Here is an 18,154-nt window from a genome sequence, read left to right as displayed (position 1 = left end):
AAATCTCTAACCAAATATAGCGTAAAGCGGTTTCAAAAATTAAGCAAAAAAAACACTCATCAAACTTAGATGAGTGTCCTAAAGCATTCCCCGTTCAAAGTCAATGTCTTAACTTAATGACATTGCCAATTTGGAGCCTTTTTTGATTATTCAGTTTTATTGTTAACTAATCCAGATTTAGATGTTTTCTTGAATCTATAAAACTTCCACAATAAGCAAATAATATCAATTGTGATATAAACTAATCCAATCTTGATTCCGGATTGTAACCATGACCAGGGGATTAAATTAATAAATTTAAGAGCAATTAATAGGATTATACCGCCGATAATACTACCTAATAGGTCGTCTTTGATCTTTTTTTCATTCTTCATACTATCCCTCAATATATAGTGTTTCTTAGAAGTATATCAGGTAATTGAATGGAATAAAAGCGTGTGTTGCTTAACTAATATTATTTTGTCAAAAACAGAAAAGGGACGATACAATCTCCTTACTGAGTGTAGTAATCCAAACGAGAGAGTAGTTCCCAAAAATTATCATTTGTAAATTTCATTCATTTTCCTCCCAAATTCGTTTAGCGTCTTTAAATGCTTCCAGTAATATTTGGGCATGCCGAGAACAGCCTAATTGTATTAACTTATTGAACATTTCTAAAATTGGTTGTTCATTTCCAGTCTGGCAATATTCAATAAGTTTTTGCAAGAAGGTAAGGGTGAGATCAAAAAACATGAAATAAGGTGGTAGTTCAACCTTACGCAGTTCATCTAAAAGTTGTTGTGCATAATCTAGTTTCTTTTTGAAGATAAATGCAATAACAGTATCTGATAGTCCACCCATGAAGATTGCTAAATTATCATTCAAGTCATTGACTTGATCAAAATTATGGACGATCCGCATAGCAATTTTGAAGCCAATTTCAGAATTTAATAAAAATGGAGAATTTGCAAATAAAGTGATGTTGTACTTTGACCAGACCGTATTATGCAGCAGGTAAGAACCAATTCTTTTAATATCAGCGGTGGTCAGATAATTTTTGCCTTCGATTAATAATAGTTGATTGCAAACTATCAAGATATTCTTTAATTCAAGAATATTTTTATTTGTATGGTACTTATCTAAACGACTTTGTACGTATTTTCGCAACAGGGGAACATCGTTGGCATTAATAGCTGTAATAATTTCGTCTGGTAATTCGAATTCTGTATTAATGTTTGCACGCTCTGTGAACTCATCTAACGTGACATTGATCCGTTTGAGTAATTCGATTGCTGTACTAAACTCTACTTCTACCTGATTATTTTCCCAGCGAGACAATTTAGAAATAGAACAGATTCCCCGACAAGCTTCAGTTTGTGTAATTTCTTGTTGTTTACGCAATTCTTTATAGGTTGACCCATATTTAAACATAGTTTTTACACCTCAATTTGCAGATCTGCAAATTTCTAATATTTTAATTTATTATCCTGCGATACTAAGGACAATTCAAGTGACGGGGGATAAAAATGAAGCGAGGAATAAGAGTACTGATTTTGGTAATTGTACTTATTTTAATCATCTTAGGAGGTTTAAAGTTGCAGGATATGAACAAATCTCATTCAGAACAAGTAGTACAAAAAGTTTTAACTGATCAAAAGTTTAATCAAATAAAGGTTGATACTAGTAATTTCAATATTAAAGTCAAGCGAGGAAATGCTTGTCGTGTTGTTTTTGTAGGAAGACAAAAACTGCTTCCAGAAGTTGAAATTAAGGAGAAAAAACTAATCATTGAGGATAAATATGGTATCAAAGTCATTAATGGTAATCTTTTTGATTTGTTCAAAAAGCATTCTGTAATGCCACAAATTACGATTGAAATGCCGGATCAGATACTTAAGAATATTGACGTTGATAATTCTAATGGTAGTGTAACAGTTCAAAATATTACGACTAGACAAGGTGAGATCGATCTATCTAACGGTAATGTCGTGATTGATCACAGTATCGCAGCTGGATATGATTTGGATACGACTAACGGTACAGTCACAGTAAATGGCTCAAATAAAGGTGATTATTACAGTAAAAATAGCAAAGCGTTGAGAAAATTAGACATAGATATTTCAAATGGCAATATCACAGTAAATTAAGGAGGATATAAGAATGATTTACAAATACTCTTCACATGTTAAATTTGTTGGCATGATTATCTTGGGCTTAATTGCTAGTATGCAACAACTTGTCGCAGCCTATATGGTCCAAACCATGACTAATATTGGTACTCGGAAAAGTTTTGGCGATTTACCGCAGTTATTATTATTTGTGATTGGTGGGTTTTTAGTCACATTTTTTGCGTCACTAGTTTTTAATTACTTGAAAGCAGGTGCGATTAAAGAAGCAAATACCACCTTGCGAGTATGTATTTTAAAGGGGATGCTTAAACAAACAAGTGATGAAAACACTGCTAGTTTAGGGTACCTAACCACGGATTTTAAACTTTTGGAAACCAATCGTTTTGATGCAGAAATTGAGATCATGATGCAAGCTAATATGATTGTCTTTGCATTAGGGTATGCGGTATCCGTCAATTGGTTAGTAACCTTGCTGTTTTTATTGGGATCATTTATGCCTATGATTGTGTCGAATGTGTTCCAAAAGAAGATTCAATCAGCTTCTGAAAAGTGGGCTGATGCTAATGATAAGTATGTTAGTCATATTAAGAATTTTTTGGCAGGTAGCTCGACGTTAAAATTATACAGTAAGCAAGATAATGCCGTTGAGAAAAACGGAGTTTTTGTTAATCACTTAGAAACAGCGTTACGCAAGATGAATCTTTTGAACTTAGACACTGTTTCATGGATTAATTTAATTGCAAATTTGTTAACCTTTACATTGCCATTTTTAGTAGGTATTTATATGGTAATTAATGGTCAAACTACGTTGGGTGCATTATTTGCTATTGTGCAATTATCTAATTCATTTGTTAATCCAATTCTGACGATATTAGAAGATCGAAATAAGTTATCAACTACTAAAAAGATTGCCGCCAAGGCAGATAAGTTCATCGCTAAGGGCAAAGAAAAAGAAGTATCAACAGTAGACAACTTCAATAAATTAGATATAGATGATTTAAGTTTAAATAGAAAAAAGCAACAATTACCTCAACATCTTAATTTAGAAATAAAGTACGGACAGAAGGTTGCAGTTATCGGACCATCTGGAGTTGGTAAATCTACACTTTTGCAGTTCTTGATGACAGGAGAATTTGGTCATGCAAAAGCAATTATTTTAAATGGTAAAAAAGTTGATGCAGGTTCTTTTACTAATTTATTTGCATATTGTAGTCAAAGGCCAATGATTTTTGCAGATACTTTGTGGTTTAACTTAACACTTGGTACTGATATTTCCCAAGAAAAGGTTATGGAAATTTGCACTAAGTTAGGTTTGGATAGTATTATTCAAGAAAAAGGGTGGAACTATTCTTTAGGTGATAATGCTGATCAATTATCTGGTGGTCAACTAGCTAGAATTGAATTAGCTCGTGGTATTTTAATGAATCGTCCAGTACTTTTACTTGATGAAATTAACGCATCCCTCGATAAAAAGGCATCAGATCGGATTCATAATTACTTGCTGAACTCTGATTTAACCTTTGTAGAAGTAATTCACCACTATGAACCAGAGGAACTTCACCGTTATGACCAGGTCGTCGATTTAGAACAGTTTTTATCTGTTAAGTAATTTTAAAGCTGTCTAAACTTGCTGTAATAATGAAAAAAGAGATTGGCAAATAAGTCAATCTCCTGCGTAGAATCGCATAAACGATGCTATCAAGCATTTTTATAAATGGTTTACTAAATAACTGCCAGCTTGCAGAGCTAAAGCAGTTATTTTTTACTTTATATTTTTCTCTACAAAAGCTTTTACTTTGCTACCATAAGTTTTCATATCAAGATTAGTAAGAGTTTCAATACCTTTATTGCAATTATTTAAATACTCTTTTTGTTTAGTTTCTAGATATCTAATTAAATTTTCAAAAATAAAAATTCCATTTTTATAAAAGAAAAGTTCAGGTCTGGTAGGGATATCATGAGCACTATTAATGAAAAAATCTGTTTTATTAATTTCATGCTTTTCAATTGAAAGAGCTAGAATGTTGCCAATTACTGCAAGTAGTGAAATTTGAATATCAATATTGGAGCTATTGCTATACTGTCTAATAATTCTTTGAGCGATAGAACGATTGCTATTCAAGTCATAAAAAGACATAAAGTTACAATACAAGGTGATAGTACTTTTGTCGTAATTATGACTGTTAAATACCTTATCTTTAAGATTATTTCTTAATTCAATATTATAAGTTTCAGGATTTTTCTTCATTGATTCTAGCCAACCATCTACAATTAACTTTTGTTCTTCTTTATTTTGGTCAGATAAATCACATTCATCAATTAACATCTTAACGTTTTTTAGTCTATGTTCATCATGTTCGTAATATGCGGTAATCATTGCATCATGTAAATCTTGAATTTGCTGATGTCGCATTTCATCGCCTTGATTAAATCTACTAAAAAACTCCCACAAAGGGATATTATTGTAATGAAGCAATTCAATCAAAGAATCTGCAGTAATTCGGTGAACATTTTTCTCTACCTTAGAGTAATAAGATTGACTCACAATCCGTCCTCTATCAATAAATTCTTTTTGATTCTTTCCTTGGCTTATCCGATATTCTTTTAGTAATTCTCCGATTGTCATAATTCTCATCTCCATAAGAATTTGATTGTAATTAAAAGTAATTGCCGAACTAACATTGTTTGCAAAGCATCCAAGATAGATATAACCATTATTTATACTTGATTAGCAAAGTATTGAGTATTTTTCCATATTCCACCATGCCAATGTTGATTAAGAAATCTTTAGCTTTGACACTATTCTTATAGTTATCAGTATTATTGGTTCAACGATAATTAATTAAGTTTTTGAAAAAGTAAAATGCAGACTTATAAAATACTAACTCGGGTTTAGTCTCTATTTTTTCGCCGCTTTTAATGAAATAAGTGACATCATTTTCTTGTCCGTTTTTAAGTGAAAAGGCTAAGATGTTTACTATTGTAGCTAACATCGCTATTTTCCATTTGTTATTTGTGGTATTTATATGTTGTTCGATAATTTTTTTACCAATTGTTTTGTCACTTTCGATATCATAAAACTTCATAAAGTTACAAAAAAGTGTAACTTTTGCATAATTTAAATTAGGTATGTTAAATATCTTTTCTTTTATCTTTTCTCTTAACTTAAGATCAGGCTGCTCATCTGGTCCTTTCATTAATTCTAACCATGCTTGAATCAAAAGTAGTTCTTCTTGTTTTTCCTTGGTAGAAAGATCACTCTCATTAATTATAGGGACTAATTTTAGAATTTTATCCCTATCATTATGATAAAAAGCGTCTCCTAGTGTATTATTCAATTTATCTATTTGATGTTGGCGAAGATCATCATTTTTATTCAGCCGATTAAAAAATTCCGTTACAGGGATATTGTTGTAATGAAGCAATTCAATTAAACTATCTGCATTGATTCTATGAGTATTCTTTTCAACTTTAGAATAATAGGATTGGCTAATTATGTTTCCTCCATTAATGAATTCTTTTTGGTTCTTAACTTGGCTAATCCGGTATTCTTTTAGTAATTCTCCAATGGTCATTTGTATCATCCCTCAAAAAATATTCGAATACGACTATTTCATAGATTTAATTATAAAGCCTATATCATGTATTTAACATCTAAAAAGAAAAAGGAGTTAAATATTATGAATGTATTTTTGAAAAATAAAGATTACAGAAAATTCTCAATCGCTGGCTTTCTTTCAACTTCTGGTGATATTCTTTTTTACTTAGCTTTCATGACTTACGCAAGTAAATTGAACAATTACTCACTTGCTTTGTCATTAATCGCTATTTCAGAATCAATTCCAAAGTTATTTGATATCTTTGGCGGTTACCTAGCTGACAAAACTCAAAAGAAATTTAAGAATATCTTCTTAATGGCTGTAGTAAGATTCGTTCTTTACGGAATTGTGGGTTTGCTCTTTATCAGTAATGTTTCTCAATGGAATTTAGTTATTGCAGTTGTAATTATCAACTTCTTATCTGATACTTTTGGTTCTTACTCAAGTGGGTTAATGGCTCCATTAATTGTTGAATTAGTTGGGAAGGAAGAATTTGGAGAAGCTGAAGGTTTTACTAATGGTATTAGTGAAGTGATTAATACCGTAGCTCAATTTATCGGGTCAGGATTATTACTTTTCTTATCATTTGCAAATTTTGCATTCCTTAACGCTTTTACTTTCCTTGCAGCTGGTATTTTATTCTTAAGTGTTGGACTAAAGCACAGAAAGGATCAAAAGCCATTTGAACCTAAAGAAGTTAATGATCAAAAATTCTTTGCCACAATGAAAAGTTCATACCTACAAATAAAGAAAGCCAAGGGTCTAATGACTGTAATTCTGGTAATTGCCTTAGTCAATGGTATTTTAACTGCAATGGGTTCATTACTTCCAATTGTAATGGCGGGGAACCGGTCAACTATGATTATTACTAGTTACAGTTTTACTATTGCAGTGACAGGTGTTGTTGTAAGTTGTGGAGCTATCTTAGGTAGTATGTTTGGTCCACAAATCTTCAAAAAAATGTCAGTTTTCACTACACTAATCATTTCTATCGTTTTAAGTTTAGCTACTACTGTTGCCACTATTTTTGCTAATATTTACCTTGTTTTGGTTGTTTACTTCTTATTAGCAGTTGTTGTAAGTATTGCTTCAATTAAGATGCAACAATGGTTGGTTAATACAATTGATCAGAAAATTTTAGCTTCTTCAGTTGGATTGTTAAATACGATTATCATGGCTGCAGCTCCAATTTTGACGACATTTTTAACGACAATCTCTGGCTTTGGAAATGTTAAATATGCATTATTTGTTTTAGCAGCTATTGAAATTGTAATTCTATTTGTTGCAATTAAGATGGGTGCGAAAAGTAAAATTGAAAAGGTGGCAGTTAAAACTGCTCCAGTAGTTACTGAGTAATTATTGTCATAATGTTTAACTCCATCTAAGAAGGCTCCAATTGGAGCCTTTTTTCAAATAATAGGGTAGGCTGCATTGCGCTTATTTGGACTTAACGAAACTACAAAAAAGGCCCTACAAAATGTAGAGCCTTCATATATTTGCAAGTTATCGTCTTGCAGTGCATGCCATTCATGATCAATAGACATGACAATAATCCCACATGTATTTTAACATGGATTTTTATGTGAAGATTACAAAAAAAGACGAACGTCCCTATCATTAAAGCGACTGCTCGTCTTAGAAAAATTATTTTTCTACTGAACTTTCAGTATTCTCAGGCTTTAATTTCTCTCCGAAGTAATATTTAACATCACTTGCTTTAATATAGCCATCTCTTGTTTCTACCCAAGGATCACTCTTTACAATGTGATAGAACAATTCTGCCTTTTTGTCTTTAGGAATCCAAAGATACCGCAGACCATCAACTTCCCATGTATTAGGTGTTTGTCCTAATTTTATAGGTTCGTTGGGTGTACGAATACTACCATCTTTGTTGTAAATATATGTATCACGAATTAATTTTACATATGTGTCTCTTCTACCCCACAGTATGACATCAACACGGGGTTTGATCATAGCCGAACTTAAAAGATACCGATTCTCACTAACCTTAAGGAAATAAGGTGGATCAGGATTATTAGGCGTTAAATTGACGTATTTTGTAACTTTAACCTTTTTTGATCTTTTTATTAGTTCGATGTGCATGTCGATCATAAAAATATGTATTCCGTTTTGCGGTTGCAAGACCTGAAGTAGCCCATAACTCATTACCTTCAATCGCTTTAATATTAGCTACTCTGATATATCCACCTTGAACAGTAGGATAAAACGCTTTACCATGAATTATTTCATAAGGTGCCCAATAGATTTGATAGTATTCCCAATCGTCTCCCCAATAAATGCGTATAAAATAATACTTTTTGTTTTGAGCATTTAGCTTTTTTACTTGTCCTTTAATAGTAATGGTACTATCTTTTAAAAGCTTCTTAGATCCCTTGATTCTTTTGCAATTTTCATCATACAAGTATGAATTATGATTTAAAGTTACTTCTAATCGGTTAGTTGGAGTCTCAAAGCCTTTAGGAAGAGCTTTTTCTTTTACCTGTTCTGGTATCTGTGCTAATGTTGCAGCTTTTGCCGGAGCCGAATGAAAGATACCGATAACACCAACGATAGCAAGGAGGGCTACTAATCTGAATTTAAATTTGATCATAAATATTTCTCCGTTTAGATATATATTTAACATTGTTAGTATAATTGCTTATGCTTACTCAATGCAATCATATCCAGCTTCATTCTTGCTGTTGCGCTTCTTCATTTCAGAAATGATGTCTTTTTCTAAAACGTACAATAAACCAACAACAACGAGCGCAACGATAAAGGCGATTTTGTTAATGAGCATTAGAATTGTCAAAATGAGCGTGCCAACTATGGTAAAATCAGCAATAAGCAGGTAGTATTTCTTAAAATCAGTAAAAGTGATCTTAATGATCCACAGAAAATTCTCTAGCAAACGACTAGTGAAATAGCTGCCGCTAATTATTCCAAGTGCACATGAAAAAAAGATGAAGTTTTGACTACGCAAGTATCCCAGCAGAATGGTAGTAATGATTGCTCCAATAATAGCCACGTTGAGCAAAATCTTCTGTAAATGTTCCTTCTTCTTGTCGATAATGTGATCATCGTTAAATAGAATCCGTTGAACAATCCAGTTATACTCGTCCGTCCAGTAGTAGAGGTTAGCCACAAAGCCAATTTCTGTTAGGAAAAGTGGAAAACCAGACATGAATGCTGAAAACATTAATACTAATAATCCAGCAATGCCAAACCAGGGCACAATTGCTTGCAATTTGCGGTTACGTAAGAATCTTTTAGTTTCTGGCGTCATAGTATTCCACTCCCATAAATAAGTCTTGTATTAAATTTTAGCTCTGTTTATGAAAAAAACAATATAATCTCATATTTTTTTACTTTTAAATTAGCAAAAAACAAAATTTCTTCCTATTAAAAATACTTTCTCTTGTCTCACTACCATTTTTCTTATAAAATCAAAGAAAATAAGAAAGAAGGTCGCTTCAATGAGAGCTATTTTAACAGCAGTAGGTAAAGATAAAGTTGGAATTGTTGCCCAAATTAGCCAAACTTTAGCCGATGAAGAAATTAATATTTTAGACGTATCACAAACTTTAATGGCAGATAATTTTGTCATGACTATGATGGTTAAAGTGCCAGATAATAAGGATTTAAGTAAACTTAATGATAAGTTGACTGCTTTAGGTCAAAAGATGGATGTTGAAATTAATTTGCGTAACGAAGAACTTTATAGCGCAATGCACGATCTTTAAAAGGAGTGAATTATGGATTCAAAACAAATTTTCGAAACCAGTCAAATGCTCTCCACCGAGAATCTTGATATCAGAACCATCACGATGGGGATTTCCTTATTTGATTGTATCGACAGTGATAGTGATCGTGCTTGTCAAAAAATCTATGACAAGATCACTACTAAGGCTAAAGATCTTGTTAAAGTTGGTAAAGAAATCGAAACTGAATACGGGATTCCCATTGCTAACAAGCGAATCACTGTAACGCCAATTGCATTTATTGCAGCTGCCAGCAAAGATCAAGATTATGTCAAATATGCTAAAACGCTCGATCGTGCGGCTCAAGAACAAGGTATCGATTTTATCGGTGGTTACAGCGCCTTGGTTAATAAGGGTGATCAACAAAGCAGCCGCAACTTAATTGATTCTTTGCCAGAGGCTTTATCCGAAACTAAATATGTTTGTGCATCAGTTAATGTTGGTTCAACCAAAAGTGGAATTAACATGGATGCGGTTAAGCGCATAGGTGAAGTGGTCGTTGAAGCTTCCAAGCTTGATTACATGACAAATGCTAAGTTAGTAACCTTCTGTAACGCCGTTGAAGATAATCCATTCATGGCTGGTGGTTTTCACGGCGTGAGTGAACCAGATGTCGTTATCAACACTGGTGTCTCTGGTCCTGGAGTAGTTAAGGCTGCGCTTGAAAAAGTTAAGGGCGAATCGATGGATGTAGTTGCCGAAACTATTAAAAAGACGGCCTTCAAGATTACCCGCATGGGGCAATTAGTTGGTACCGTTGCAGCTGATCGCTTAGGCGTTCCGTTTGGCATTGTCGATTTATCTTTAGCACCAACGGTTGCCGCAGGTGACTCAGTTGCGGAAGTACTTGAAGAAATTGGTGTTGGTCAAGTTGGTGCCCATGGTACGACTGCAGCACTTGCAATGTTGAATGACGCCGTTAAAAAAGGCGGAATTATGGCCTGCAGCCATGTTGGTGGTTTGTCTGGTGCCTTTATTCCAGTTTCTGAAGATGCGAATATGATTGACGCAGCAGAGAACGGGACTTTAACCATTTCCAAACTTGAAGCCATGACTGCTGTTTGTTCAGTTGGTCTTGATATGATTGCTATTCCAGGTGCTACGCCAGCAACTACCATTAGTGGTATGATTGCTGATGAAGCCGCAATCGGAATGATCAACAACAAGACCACTGCTGTCAGAGTCATTCCTGTACCTGGTAAAGATGTTGGTGAAGAAGTTGACTTCGGTGGCTTGCTTGGACATGCGCCAATTATGCCAGTGAATGAAGCTTCAAGTGCTGACTTAATTAACCGTGGTGGTTTGATTCCAGCTCCAGTTCACAGTTTTAAGAATTAATTGAAAATATTCGAAGAAGATTCAAGCTTTCTGATGAAGGCTTGAATTTTTTATATCCTGGGGAATAAAGTGTTGTAAAACTAGATAGTTATGTTTGAAAGTAAAAAAGCAATCCATGTTTGTAGCATGGATTGCTAAAATGTTAATTCATAAATTCCGTCTTAAAGTTAACGCCAGGGAAGATTAATTGGTAACTATTATTCAATTGTTCCTTGGTAATTTTCAAACCGATCAATGGAATAATGCCGTTTAACTCGTAAACTGCATTTTGACTGCTTTCAGCTGCACCAACTAATTGATGTTTTTTGTTATAAACTAGACTCAATTTAGCACTTTGATCGTTTTTACCGGCAAGTTCAATATCTGTCTTAGCCATGTTGTCCATATCAACAACCGTGTAGTCATCACTCTTACGTGCTTCATCAACGTTTACACCGACTTGAGCAACTTGTGGGAAGGTGAAAGCAGAAGCATCAATGATTGGGTAGTGAATAGCATAGTGCTTATCGTTAACTAATTGATCACCTAAGTAAGTTGCCTCAAAGTGAGCAGTTGGAACCAAAGCTGGTTGCTTCTTTTCGATTACATCCCCAGCAGCATAGATACCTTTAGCATCAGTTTCAAGGTGATCATCAACAATGATACTGCCACGCTTAGAAAGCTTAACATCAGTATTTTCCAAAGCTAATTTATCAACGTTAGCAATTCGGCCGCTTGCGTCAACAACATAATCAGAGGTTAATTCCGTGCCAGCTGAAGTTACGACTTGATACTGATCGCCGTTCTTCTTAATCTCACTTACACCTTGATTAAAGTAGAAGTTATCTTCATCTCTTCAACCGTATTCATGACGTGTTTTTCACTAAAGGCCATCATAGGACGACTTAAGAATTCAACAATACTTACTTGACTACCAGCAGCTGCAAGCAGAGTAGCAATTTCCATTGAAACAATTCCCGCGCCAATAAAGACTGTCTTCTCAGGTAAATTATCAAGGTCAAGCACGTCATTGCTATTATGCGTGTATTCAGAACCAGGGAAGTTTAACTTCCTTGGCTTTTGACCAGTTGCGATCACAATTTTATCGGCTTGGTATTGTTCACCATTAACTTCAAGGGTATGGTTGTTAACGAACTTTGCATAGCCATGTAAGGTTTCGATACCTAAATTCTTAAAGCCCATCTCTTCATTTTCTGGCATATTCTTCCAAGCAGCTTTTTTAGTCTTCATCAATGTAGACCAATCAATGGTACTTGCTTGTCCAATACCACGGTTTTGCAATAGTTGACTAGCTAAAACAATTCTGACTGTACCTTCAAGAAAAATCTTAGGTTCACAACCATAGTTTGGGCAGGTACCACCGAACTTGTCACCTTCAATTGCCAAAATCTTCTTATGTGAGCCTTGAGCTGCTCTACTAAAATTAATTGCGGCAGGACCCGCACCAAACAGAATAATATCGTACTTTTTCATTTTGCTTCTCTCCATTAACTTACTATAAGTAAGATAGTCTTGATTGAGAAGGATGTAAAATTATTTGCTTGGGAAATTATTTCTTTTTCTCACTTTCCTTAACAAAAAGAATGGCTAAAACGGTGACAATCAATACGATGCAACCTAGTCGAGTGGTGTAAAGCACCCAAGTTAAAGTGGTATTTGCTCTCTGCAAGTAATAAGCTGCAAAGATTTGGCCGGTATGATAGTTAAAAAGAAAATTGTTAATAATGAAGAAAGCGATCATGGTAATTTGCGAAGCAATGGAACCTAAAATATTGTAGTTCTGCTTAACGAAACGTTTGCGTAATTCGGGGATGCTTGAATCCTTTTGATATTGTGGCCAAACGTAACGGTTGATTAAATTGCAGAAGAAGCAAGTAATAGCCAAACCGATTAAGAAGGCGATATGGGATGGGATTAGCGAAATCAGCAGTCCTAAAACACTACCACCAATGATGACTTTCCAGGAATGAACTTTTTTAGCTAGAAGCAAACTGCTAATTGTTGCCAGAATATAAAGAATGTAAGCTACATATAGCAGTTTAAATTTACCTAAGGTATCGAAGAAAAATAAGCTATAAATCAAGAAGAAGTTGATTACCGAACCAGTCCAGAAAGTCCATAAGCGTGATGGTGAAAGACGCTTTTGTAGCCAATTAAAGCCGAAGAGCATGATTAACCAGATTACGAGCGATAATCCGATCAATGCGGGTGCACCAGTTTGCTTAAGTCCACGAGCACCAAGCGTCATAAGTAGAATTAAGATAGTGGGAATAATTGGCTTTAGTCGAAAGCTGCCAGTAAAAATGGGGCTGTCAGTCCAAGGGTTGGGTAGGTGCAAAATTGTGCTAAGAGCTAAGATGACAATTAAGATAAGTTCTCCAATAAATAAATCAAAATTGATCCTGGCTAAAACCATCCCTAAAATCAGCGAAATTATTAAATAAAAAAACTATAGAGCATGGCTTTGCCATAAGGCCAAGTGGAATTTAGCCGATACTGATCTTTTAGTTGCAAGTAGGCTGCTGGAAGATTGGCCAGGCCAATTCCAATTAAAATTGCACCTTCAATAATTAAGGGATGAAAAAGCGTTAGTAGCCCGCCTAACAGAGCGATAAATAAACCATTTTTCAGTAGTTTATAGGAATTAGTAATTTTACCAAAAGAACGCTGTGCGTATGGCGTTGTCTTTAAAGCAACGTAAAACAATACCATTGGTAAGGCAGTTTCTGGCGTGCGGTTATTTTGAATAAAATAAGTCATCAAAATGATGTTGGGCAGCACAACGTAGCCTAAAAAAAGTGCTTCTAAATTCGTAATTAAAAAGATCATTTTTCTACCTAATAATTAAACTTGGATTTTTGTACGACCTTTTTAGTATATTAGCAATCAAAAAATACGCAATCCATTTCGGATTGCGTATTTTAGTTTAATCAATAAATTTACTTTTCTTGTGTCATTTGGCCATCCATCATTTCATAGATGTGGTCGGCAAATTGCTTTAATCTTGGATCATGAGTAACCAACAAAATGGCTTTATCCCGTTCCTTAGCAAGTTTCTTAAATAATTTACCAACTTCTTCGATGTTTTGACTATCAAGTGAAGCAGTTGGTTCGTCGGCAAGCAAAATTGCTGGATTGGCGTAAAGCGCACGGGCAATTGCGCCCCGTTGCTGCTGACCACCAGATAATTCATTTGGATACTTCTTAAGTAAATTGCCGATTCCAAGATCTTCAAATAACTTTTGTAAATCTGCTTTAGATAAGTTATTTTGCTTTTTAACTTTATCAACTAAGACAAATTGTTCATGAACTGTTAGATAAGGTACCAAATTGTAAGCCTGCAATACGAAACCGACTTCGTTTAACCGTAAGTTGTTTCTTTGCTTAGCAGAGTAGTTACTAATGTCTTGGCCGTTAATCATCACGCTACCTGAAGTTGGCTGACGTAATGAACCAGCAATGGTCAAGAAGGTACTCTTACCGGCACCAGAAGGCCCCATGATTAAGACAACTTCGCCTTTGTCTGCTTTAAAGTTAATATCTTTTAAAGCCTCAACTTGTGCAGAACCTTTACCGTAAGTTTTCTTAACATCTTTTAATTCAATAACTGTCATAATTACTCTCCAATTGCGTTTGCAGGATCAACCTTTAAGATTGATCTGATCGGAATTAAACTACCGATAATTCCCATTAACAACATTCCAGCACAACCAGCGATGATGATTGCTGGTGAAAGGTCCATTGGAACTGACTTAGGCATTGCTAAGTTAGTTAAGAACATGGCAATTAAAGATAGGACAACACCAGTTACAACTAAAATAATTGATTGACCGATTGTCGCAGCGACCAAAGTCTTCGAAGGAATTCCTTGTGCACGCATAACTGCGAAGTTGTGCATCTTTTGCATAGTCAGGATGTAGAGGAAGACGGCAATAATAATCAAGGAGATGATGAATAAGAAACCAATCATCATTTCGAAGGTCAAGTTCTGAGCAGTGTAACCTGGCAATTTATTGATAACGGTCTTAATGCCATAAGTTTTTGCGTTCTTGTAGTTGTATTTGTAGTTAGCATTTTTAGAAATAATGCCGGAAGCTACCAAGTTAGGTATCCCAGGGTGTAATTCTTTCCAAGTTGCTAGGCGGCCATAAATAATTGGCGCGATGTTGATTTTAGCATTCTTAACAAAACCAACAATTGTATATTTCTTCTTAGAGTTACCTAACTTAATTTTGTCACCGAGTTTGTAGCCCTTAATTTGAAAGGCTTCATCGGCAGTAACTTCGTTCTTCTTCTTGGCCAAGTGACCAGCGAGGAGTTCTTGATCCTTGTAAATGAATTGTGACTTCTTAATCCCTAAGAATTGCGCTGAGATTGATTTGTGACCCTTTGCCTTGGCAACTACTGGGATTTCACCAAGGTAGGCTTCATTCTTACCAACTTTAGCGTTCTTCAAATCATCCTTAGTTAAGATTGACTGCATCAAGCTAATGTTAGAAGTCTTATTCATGACGACACTCTTGGCGTCCCAAGAAGTAATGGCTTGGGTGTTTTCTTCAGCAAGTCCTAATGCCAATCCTGCTAGCATGAAGATTAAGTAACTGATCAAAAACATCATGAGAATAATTAGGCCATAACGTAATTTCTCATGCTTGATTTCCTTTAAAGCTAAAAACATCTGCTTCTCCCTTCTTAATTGTTAGGATTTTAAAATGATAGAAATATTCTAATCCTTCTTTTGTGACCATAGAATCATTAATCTAGAGAGCAATTATACTCTTGCATCAAGTCAAGATCACGTTTCTTTAAATATTCTTAAACAAATATGACTAGGATTGTTATTCGAAGAAGACTAAACAGACAGCTTTTCCAATTCTTCAATAAACTTGTTGGCTAGATTTGAACGCTGCGTGTTCTTTTTCCAAATCACAATATTAGGATCATAAATAGCTGGTGATAAGGGCCGAGCAACTAGCTTTTCTAACTGAGTATCAATCAAATGATTGTAGGAAATTTGGACATAATTTCCCTGGCTAGTTAACAGGGAGGCATTATATGAAAGGCTGGCATTGGCGACATTATTTATCTTTTCGTATAAATTTCCCCACCAGTTGCGGAACTTGGTCGCTACCAGACTTTGCGCCGAAGTAATGATTGGATAGTCAATTAGGTCTTTAGGAGTTACTTGATCTTTTTTGGCAAGTGGTAGATCCTTACTGAATAGGGCATAGAATTGATTCTTTTCAGGTAAGACGAGACTGTCAAAGTCATCAAGTGGTCGTTCACCCATAATAATGCCAAAATCTAAACTACCATCACTCACTTTGGCTTCAATTTCATCAGCATAACCATCATAAAAATTGAAATGTAAATTTGGTCTATCTTGTAGTAGTTGATTGATAATTTGCATCACGCTCTTAAGGGCATAAGACTGACCAGCACCAATGTTTAAAGTTCCGCTGATTAGGCTCGAACTTTGAATGATTTGTTTAGTTTGTGCAGCCATATTAACCATTTCTTGTGCGCGATCGCGTAAAAAATATCCTTCTTGGGTAAGCGTAATTTGTCGGTGTCCTCGAATGAACAGGGTTACGCCTAGTTCATCCTCAAGATCCTTAATTTGTTTGGAAAGGGAAGGCTGGGCAATGTGTAAACTTTCGGCAGCTTTAGAGATATTTTTCTCTTGGCAGACGGCGAGAAAATAACGTAAAACTCTTAAATCCATTTTTGACTCCTTAGATAGTTTTTAGCTATATTTTAATCTATTTATTCTCTATGGGCGTAACTATAATTTTTAACTATCATTCTGCCTAGCTAATAAGTATTTCACATAGTTTGCATCAGCCCATATAATTAAGCCAACAATTGAAAGGACTAGAAAAATGAAAAAGAAATTAACGTTAATTATTTTAGGCTTGGTCTTTGTTCTAGGGCTTGGTACAGCTTGCTCAAACAACGCGAATACCGATCAAGCTGCGAAAACTAGAATCGTTAAAAAGCATAAGAAAGCAAAGAGGAGAAAAAGCAAGAAAATGGCAGTTAAAATTAAGATCAAGATTGATGATCAAACTTTAAATGTAAGTTTGAATGACACTAGTGCGGGTAAAGCTTTTGCCAAGAAGTTGCCCGAAACTTTAACATTTGTTGGCTTTCCAGGCAGTAATCCTGAAAAGATGGCTGATTTAGGCTACAGTCTTTCGACTAAAGGGATGCCAACCGGCGAAGCTGGCGCTAAGGGGACCATTGGTTATTGGTCACCAGACAAGCGGCTTATTTTCTATTATGGTCATGTAGATTATTTCCCAGGGATTCATATTATTGGTAAATTTACTTCCAAGAACTATGTGAATGTGGTTGAGAATATGAAGGATCATACTAAGGTAACCATTACTAAAATAAAATAGAGGAGATTTTTCATGAAGAAGAAAGGGATAGCTATTATTAGCTTAATTTTGTTAGCAATTATTGCTGTAGTTGCAGGTGTCAAAATTAAGCAAAATCATCAGCAAAACGCTATTCAAGAGATTCAGCCAGTAAAAGTTAGTGCATCAACTGTGCCGACATTTTTCTTCCATGGTTGGGGCAGTAGCTGGCACGCAGAAGATACGATGGCGCAAGCGATTAAAAAAGCCGGTGCGACGAATACCATCGTTAGAGTAAATGTTGCGCGCAATGGCAAAGCAAAGTTAATAGGTAAGATTAAAAAGAATGCTAAAAATCCACTAGTTGAAGTTAATTTTGCAGATCATAAGTTAACGCGCTATCAACATGCGGGTCAATATGCCCATGCCTATGACACTGCTGGTGCACGTTACGTGAAGAATGCCATTGATTTAGTTAGAAATAAATATCACTATCAGCACATTAATATTGTGGCCCATTCCATGGGTAACTTGGAAGTTGCTTCCTATATTAAAATGAATGCGACCAAAAAAATTTTTCCTAAAATCAACCATTTAGTTGCGATGGCGGGTCATTATGATGGCATTGTTGGTGAAAATGATAAGCCAAATCAAGTGAAGATTAACAAGAAGACGGGGAAGCCAAGTATCATGCGGCCAGAATTTCGTAACTTGCTGTCTTTGCGGAAAGTTTTCCCTAGGGAAACTAAGGTCTTGAACATTTACGGCAATCTTGAAGATGGTACTAACTCTGATGGGGATGTGTCTAATGCTTCGGCACAATCATTGAAGTATTTGATTAATGGTCGGGCTAAGTCATATCGCGAATTAATGATTCGTGGCAAAGGCGGGCAACATAGCCGTTTGCACAATAACGCCCAAGTTAACCGCGCTTTAGTTAATTTTTTGTGGAAGTAATTGAAAAAGCTTGGATCTTTTGCAATCGA

General features: G+C 35.1%; 20 protein-coding genes. 7 read left to right on the top strand and 13 right to left on the bottom strand.

Translation table 11 applies throughout. From position 1 onward, the window contains the following. Window positions 1–552: 552 nt before the first annotated feature. A complete protein-coding gene (locus tag EJK17_RS07440; RefSeq protein ID WP_127796312.1) occupies window positions 553–1,410 on the bottom strand; it encodes an Rgg family transcriptional regulator in 858 nt (285 codons plus the stop codon). A gap of 95 nt (window positions 1,411–1,505) precedes the next feature. Here EJK17_RS07440 and EJK17_RS07435 point away from each other — a divergent pair, with 95 nt between their 5' ends. Then, on the top strand, window positions 1,506–2,126 hold the full coding sequence (locus EJK17_RS07435; protein ID WP_103662186.1) for a DUF4097 family beta strand repeat-containing protein: 621 nt from the start codon (window positions 1,506–1,508) through the stop codon (window positions 2,124–2,126). Between the two features lie 13 nt (window positions 2,127–2,139). Then, window positions 2,140–3,717 (top strand): ATP-binding cassette domain-containing protein, encoded by a 1,578-nt coding sequence (locus tag EJK17_RS07430; RefSeq protein WP_127796311.1) that lies wholly within the window; start codon window positions 2,140–2,142, stop codon window positions 3,715–3,717. A gap of 153 nt (window positions 3,718–3,870) precedes the next feature. On the opposite strand, the gene EJK17_RS07425 is transcribed toward EJK17_RS07430, so the two are convergent. Together EJK17_RS07425 and EJK17_RS07420 are read right to left on the bottom strand one after the other, a co-directional pair. Next, on the bottom strand, window positions 3,871–4,734 hold the full coding sequence (locus EJK17_RS07425; RefSeq protein WP_103662184.1) for a helix-turn-helix domain-containing protein: 864 nt from the start codon (window positions 4,732–4,734) through the stop codon (window positions 3,871–3,873). Window positions 4,735–4,936: 202 nt separating this feature from the next. Then, a complete protein-coding gene (locus EJK17_RS07420; protein ID WP_236629369.1) occupies window positions 4,937–5,683 on the bottom strand; it encodes a helix-turn-helix domain-containing protein in 747 nt (248 codons plus the stop codon). A 105-nt stretch (window positions 5,684–5,788) separates the two neighbouring features. Between EJK17_RS07420 and EJK17_RS07415 the strand changes: the two genes are divergently transcribed. Continuing rightward, a complete protein-coding gene (locus tag EJK17_RS07415) occupies window positions 5,789–7,063 on the top strand; it encodes an MFS transporter (protein WP_127796310.1) in 1,275 nt (424 codons plus the stop codon). Window positions 7,064–7,351: 288 nt separating this feature from the next. On the opposite strand, the gene EJK17_RS07410 is transcribed toward EJK17_RS07415, so the two are convergent. The 3 genes from EJK17_RS07410 to EJK17_RS07400 all read right to left on the bottom strand — a co-directional run bounded on the left by EJK17_RS07410 (window position 7,352) and on the right by EJK17_RS07400 (window position 8,993). Next, window positions 7,352–7,681, bottom strand: coding sequence for a hypothetical protein (locus tag EJK17_RS07410; protein ID WP_127796309.1), 330 nt, complete (start codon window positions 7,679–7,681; stop codon window positions 7,352–7,354). Window positions 7,682–7,772: 91 nt separating this feature from the next. Continuing rightward, window positions 7,773–8,318 (bottom strand): SLAP domain-containing protein, encoded by a 546-nt coding sequence (locus EJK17_RS07405; protein WP_161494921.1) that lies wholly within the window; start codon window positions 8,316–8,318, stop codon window positions 7,773–7,775. 54 nt (window positions 8,319–8,372) lie between these two features. After that, window positions 8,373–8,993, bottom strand: a complete 621-nt coding sequence (locus EJK17_RS07400; protein WP_127796308.1) for a hypothetical protein — start codon at window positions 8,991–8,993, stop codon at window positions 8,373–8,375. 190 nt (window positions 8,994–9,183) lie between these two features. Between EJK17_RS07400 and EJK17_RS07395 the strand changes: the two genes are divergently transcribed. Together EJK17_RS07395 and EJK17_RS07390 are read left to right on the top strand one after the other, a co-directional pair. Beyond that, window positions 9,184–9,450, top strand: coding sequence for an ACT domain-containing protein (locus EJK17_RS07395; RefSeq protein ID WP_103662179.1), 267 nt, complete (start codon window positions 9,184–9,186; stop codon window positions 9,448–9,450). A 12-nt stretch (window positions 9,451–9,462) separates the two neighbouring features. Further along, window positions 9,463–10,806 carry a PFL family protein gene (locus EJK17_RS07390; RefSeq protein ID WP_103662178.1) on the top strand — a complete coding sequence of 448 codons (1,344 nt, stop codon included), beginning with the start codon at window positions 9,463–9,465 and terminating at the stop codon, window positions 10,804–10,806. Window positions 10,807–10,948: 142 nt separating this feature from the next. On the opposite strand, the gene EJK17_RS12050 is transcribed toward EJK17_RS07390, so the two are convergent. The 7 genes from EJK17_RS12050 to EJK17_RS12040 form a co-directional block, all read right to left on the bottom strand. Beyond that, entirely contained in the window at window positions 10,949–11,599 is a 651-nt protein-coding gene (locus tag EJK17_RS12050; RefSeq protein WP_255409196.1) for an FAD-dependent oxidoreductase, read from the bottom strand. Between the two features lie 5 nt (window positions 11,600–11,604). Next, window positions 11,605–12,279 carry an FAD-dependent oxidoreductase gene (locus EJK17_RS12045; RefSeq protein ID WP_255409195.1) on the bottom strand — a complete coding sequence of 225 codons (675 nt, stop codon included), beginning with the start codon at window positions 12,277–12,279 and terminating at the stop codon, window positions 11,605–11,607. A gap of 76 nt (window positions 12,280–12,355) precedes the next feature. Next, entirely contained in the window at window positions 12,356–13,222 is an 867-nt protein-coding gene (locus tag EJK17_RS07380) for a hypothetical protein (RefSeq protein ID WP_103662177.1), read from the bottom strand. Between the two features lie 20 nt (window positions 13,223–13,242). After that, window positions 13,243–13,635, bottom strand: coding sequence for a hypothetical protein (locus tag EJK17_RS07375; RefSeq protein ID WP_103662176.1), 393 nt, complete (start codon window positions 13,633–13,635; stop codon window positions 13,243–13,245). A gap of 110 nt (window positions 13,636–13,745) precedes the next feature. Beyond that, on the bottom strand, window positions 13,746–14,420 hold the full coding sequence (locus EJK17_RS07370) for an ABC transporter ATP-binding protein (RefSeq protein WP_103662175.1): 675 nt from the start codon (window positions 14,418–14,420) through the stop codon (window positions 13,746–13,748). Window positions 14,421–14,422: 2 nt separating this feature from the next. Continuing rightward, window positions 14,423–15,484 (bottom strand): ABC transporter permease, encoded by a 1,062-nt coding sequence (locus EJK17_RS07365; protein ID WP_103662174.1) that lies wholly within the window; start codon window positions 15,482–15,484, stop codon window positions 14,423–14,425. A gap of 174 nt (window positions 15,485–15,658) precedes the next feature. Then, entirely contained in the window at window positions 15,659–16,531 is an 873-nt protein-coding gene (locus EJK17_RS12040) for a LysR family transcriptional regulator (protein WP_103662173.1), read from the bottom strand. Between the two features lie 157 nt (window positions 16,532–16,688). Here EJK17_RS12040 and EJK17_RS07355 point away from each other — a divergent pair, with 157 nt between their 5' ends. Then, complete coding sequence (locus tag EJK17_RS07355) at window positions 16,689–17,210, top strand: cyclophilin-like fold protein (RefSeq protein WP_127796307.1); 522 nt, start codon at window positions 16,689–16,691, stop codon at window positions 17,208–17,210. A gap of 12 nt (window positions 17,211–17,222) precedes the next feature. After that, window positions 17,223–18,125 carry an alpha/beta hydrolase gene (locus tag EJK17_RS07350; RefSeq protein WP_127796306.1) on the top strand — a complete coding sequence of 301 codons (903 nt, stop codon included), beginning with the start codon at window positions 17,223–17,225 and terminating at the stop codon, window positions 18,123–18,125. Window positions 18,126–18,154: the final 29 nt, after the last annotated feature.

The sequence above is a fragment of the Lactobacillus xujianguonis genome, assembly GCF_004009905.1.
Lineage (GTDB): Bacteria > Bacillota > Bacilli > Lactobacillales > Lactobacillaceae > Lactobacillus > Lactobacillus xujianguonis.
This window is presented reverse-complemented; position numbering and strand designations above follow the sequence as displayed.

What these genes read in the sequence shown, in the direction of transcription:
- EJK17_RS07440 (WP_127796312.1), bottom strand. Translation starts at nt 1,410, where the DNA reads ATGTTTAAATATGGGTCAACCTATAAAGAATTGCGTAAACAACAAGAA.
- EJK17_RS07435 (WP_103662186.1), top strand. Translation starts at nt 1,506, where the DNA reads ATGAAGCGAGGAATAAGAGTACTGATTTTGGTAATTGTACTTATTTTA.
- EJK17_RS07430 (WP_127796311.1), top strand. Translation starts at nt 2,140, where the DNA reads ATGATTTACAAATACTCTTCACATGTTAAATTTGTTGGCATGATTATC.
- EJK17_RS07425 (WP_103662184.1), bottom strand. Translation starts at nt 4,734, where the DNA reads ATGACAATCGGAGAATTACTAAAAGAATATCGGATAAGCCAAGGAAAG.
- EJK17_RS07420 (WP_236629369.1), bottom strand. Translation starts at nt 5,683, where the DNA reads ATGACCATTGGAGAATTACTAAAAGAATACCGGATTAGCCAAGTTAAG.
- EJK17_RS07415 (WP_127796310.1), top strand. Translation starts at nt 5,789, where the DNA reads ATGAATGTATTTTTGAAAAATAAAGATTACAGAAAATTCTCAATCGCT.
- EJK17_RS07410 (WP_127796309.1), bottom strand. Translation starts at nt 7,681, where the DNA reads ATGATCAAACCCCGTGTTGATGTCATACTGTGGGGTAGAAGAGACACA.
- EJK17_RS07405 (WP_161494921.1), bottom strand. Translation starts at nt 8,318, where the DNA reads ATGATCAAATTTAAATTCAGATTAGTAGCCCTCCTTGCTATCGTTGGT.
- EJK17_RS07400 (WP_127796308.1), bottom strand. Translation starts at nt 8,993, where the DNA reads ATGACGCCAGAAACTAAAAGATTCTTACGTAACCGCAAATTGCAAGCA.
- EJK17_RS07395 (WP_103662179.1), top strand. Translation starts at nt 9,184, where the DNA reads ATGAGAGCTATTTTAACAGCAGTAGGTAAAGATAAAGTTGGAATTGTT.
- EJK17_RS07390 (WP_103662178.1), top strand. Translation starts at nt 9,463, where the DNA reads ATGGATTCAAAACAAATTTTCGAAACCAGTCAAATGCTCTCCACCGAG.
- EJK17_RS12045 (WP_255409195.1), bottom strand. Translation starts at nt 12,279, where the DNA reads ATGAAAAAGTACGATATTATTCTGTTTGGTGCGGGTCCTGCCGCAATT.
- EJK17_RS07380 (WP_103662177.1), bottom strand. Translation starts at nt 13,222, where the DNA reads ATGGTTTTAGCCAGGATCAATTTTGATTTATTTATTGGAGAACTTATC.
- EJK17_RS07375 (WP_103662176.1), bottom strand. Translation starts at nt 13,635, where the DNA reads ATGATCTTTTTAATTACGAATTTAGAAGCACTTTTTTTAGGCTACGTT.
- EJK17_RS07370 (WP_103662175.1), bottom strand. Translation starts at nt 14,420, where the DNA reads ATGACAGTTATTGAATTAAAAGATGTTAAGAAAACTTACGGTAAAGGT.
- EJK17_RS07365 (WP_103662174.1), bottom strand. Translation starts at nt 15,484, where the DNA reads ATGTTTTTAGCTTTAAAGGAAATCAAGCATGAGAAATTACGTTATGGC.
- EJK17_RS12040 (WP_103662173.1), bottom strand. Translation starts at nt 16,531, where the DNA reads ATGGATTTAAGAGTTTTACGTTATTTTCTCGCCGTCTGCCAAGAGAAA.
- EJK17_RS07355 (WP_127796307.1), top strand. Translation starts at nt 16,689, where the DNA reads ATGAAAAAGAAATTAACGTTAATTATTTTAGGCTTGGTCTTTGTTCTA.
- EJK17_RS07350 (WP_127796306.1), top strand. Translation starts at nt 17,223, where the DNA reads ATGAAGAAGAAAGGGATAGCTATTATTAGCTTAATTTTGTTAGCAATT.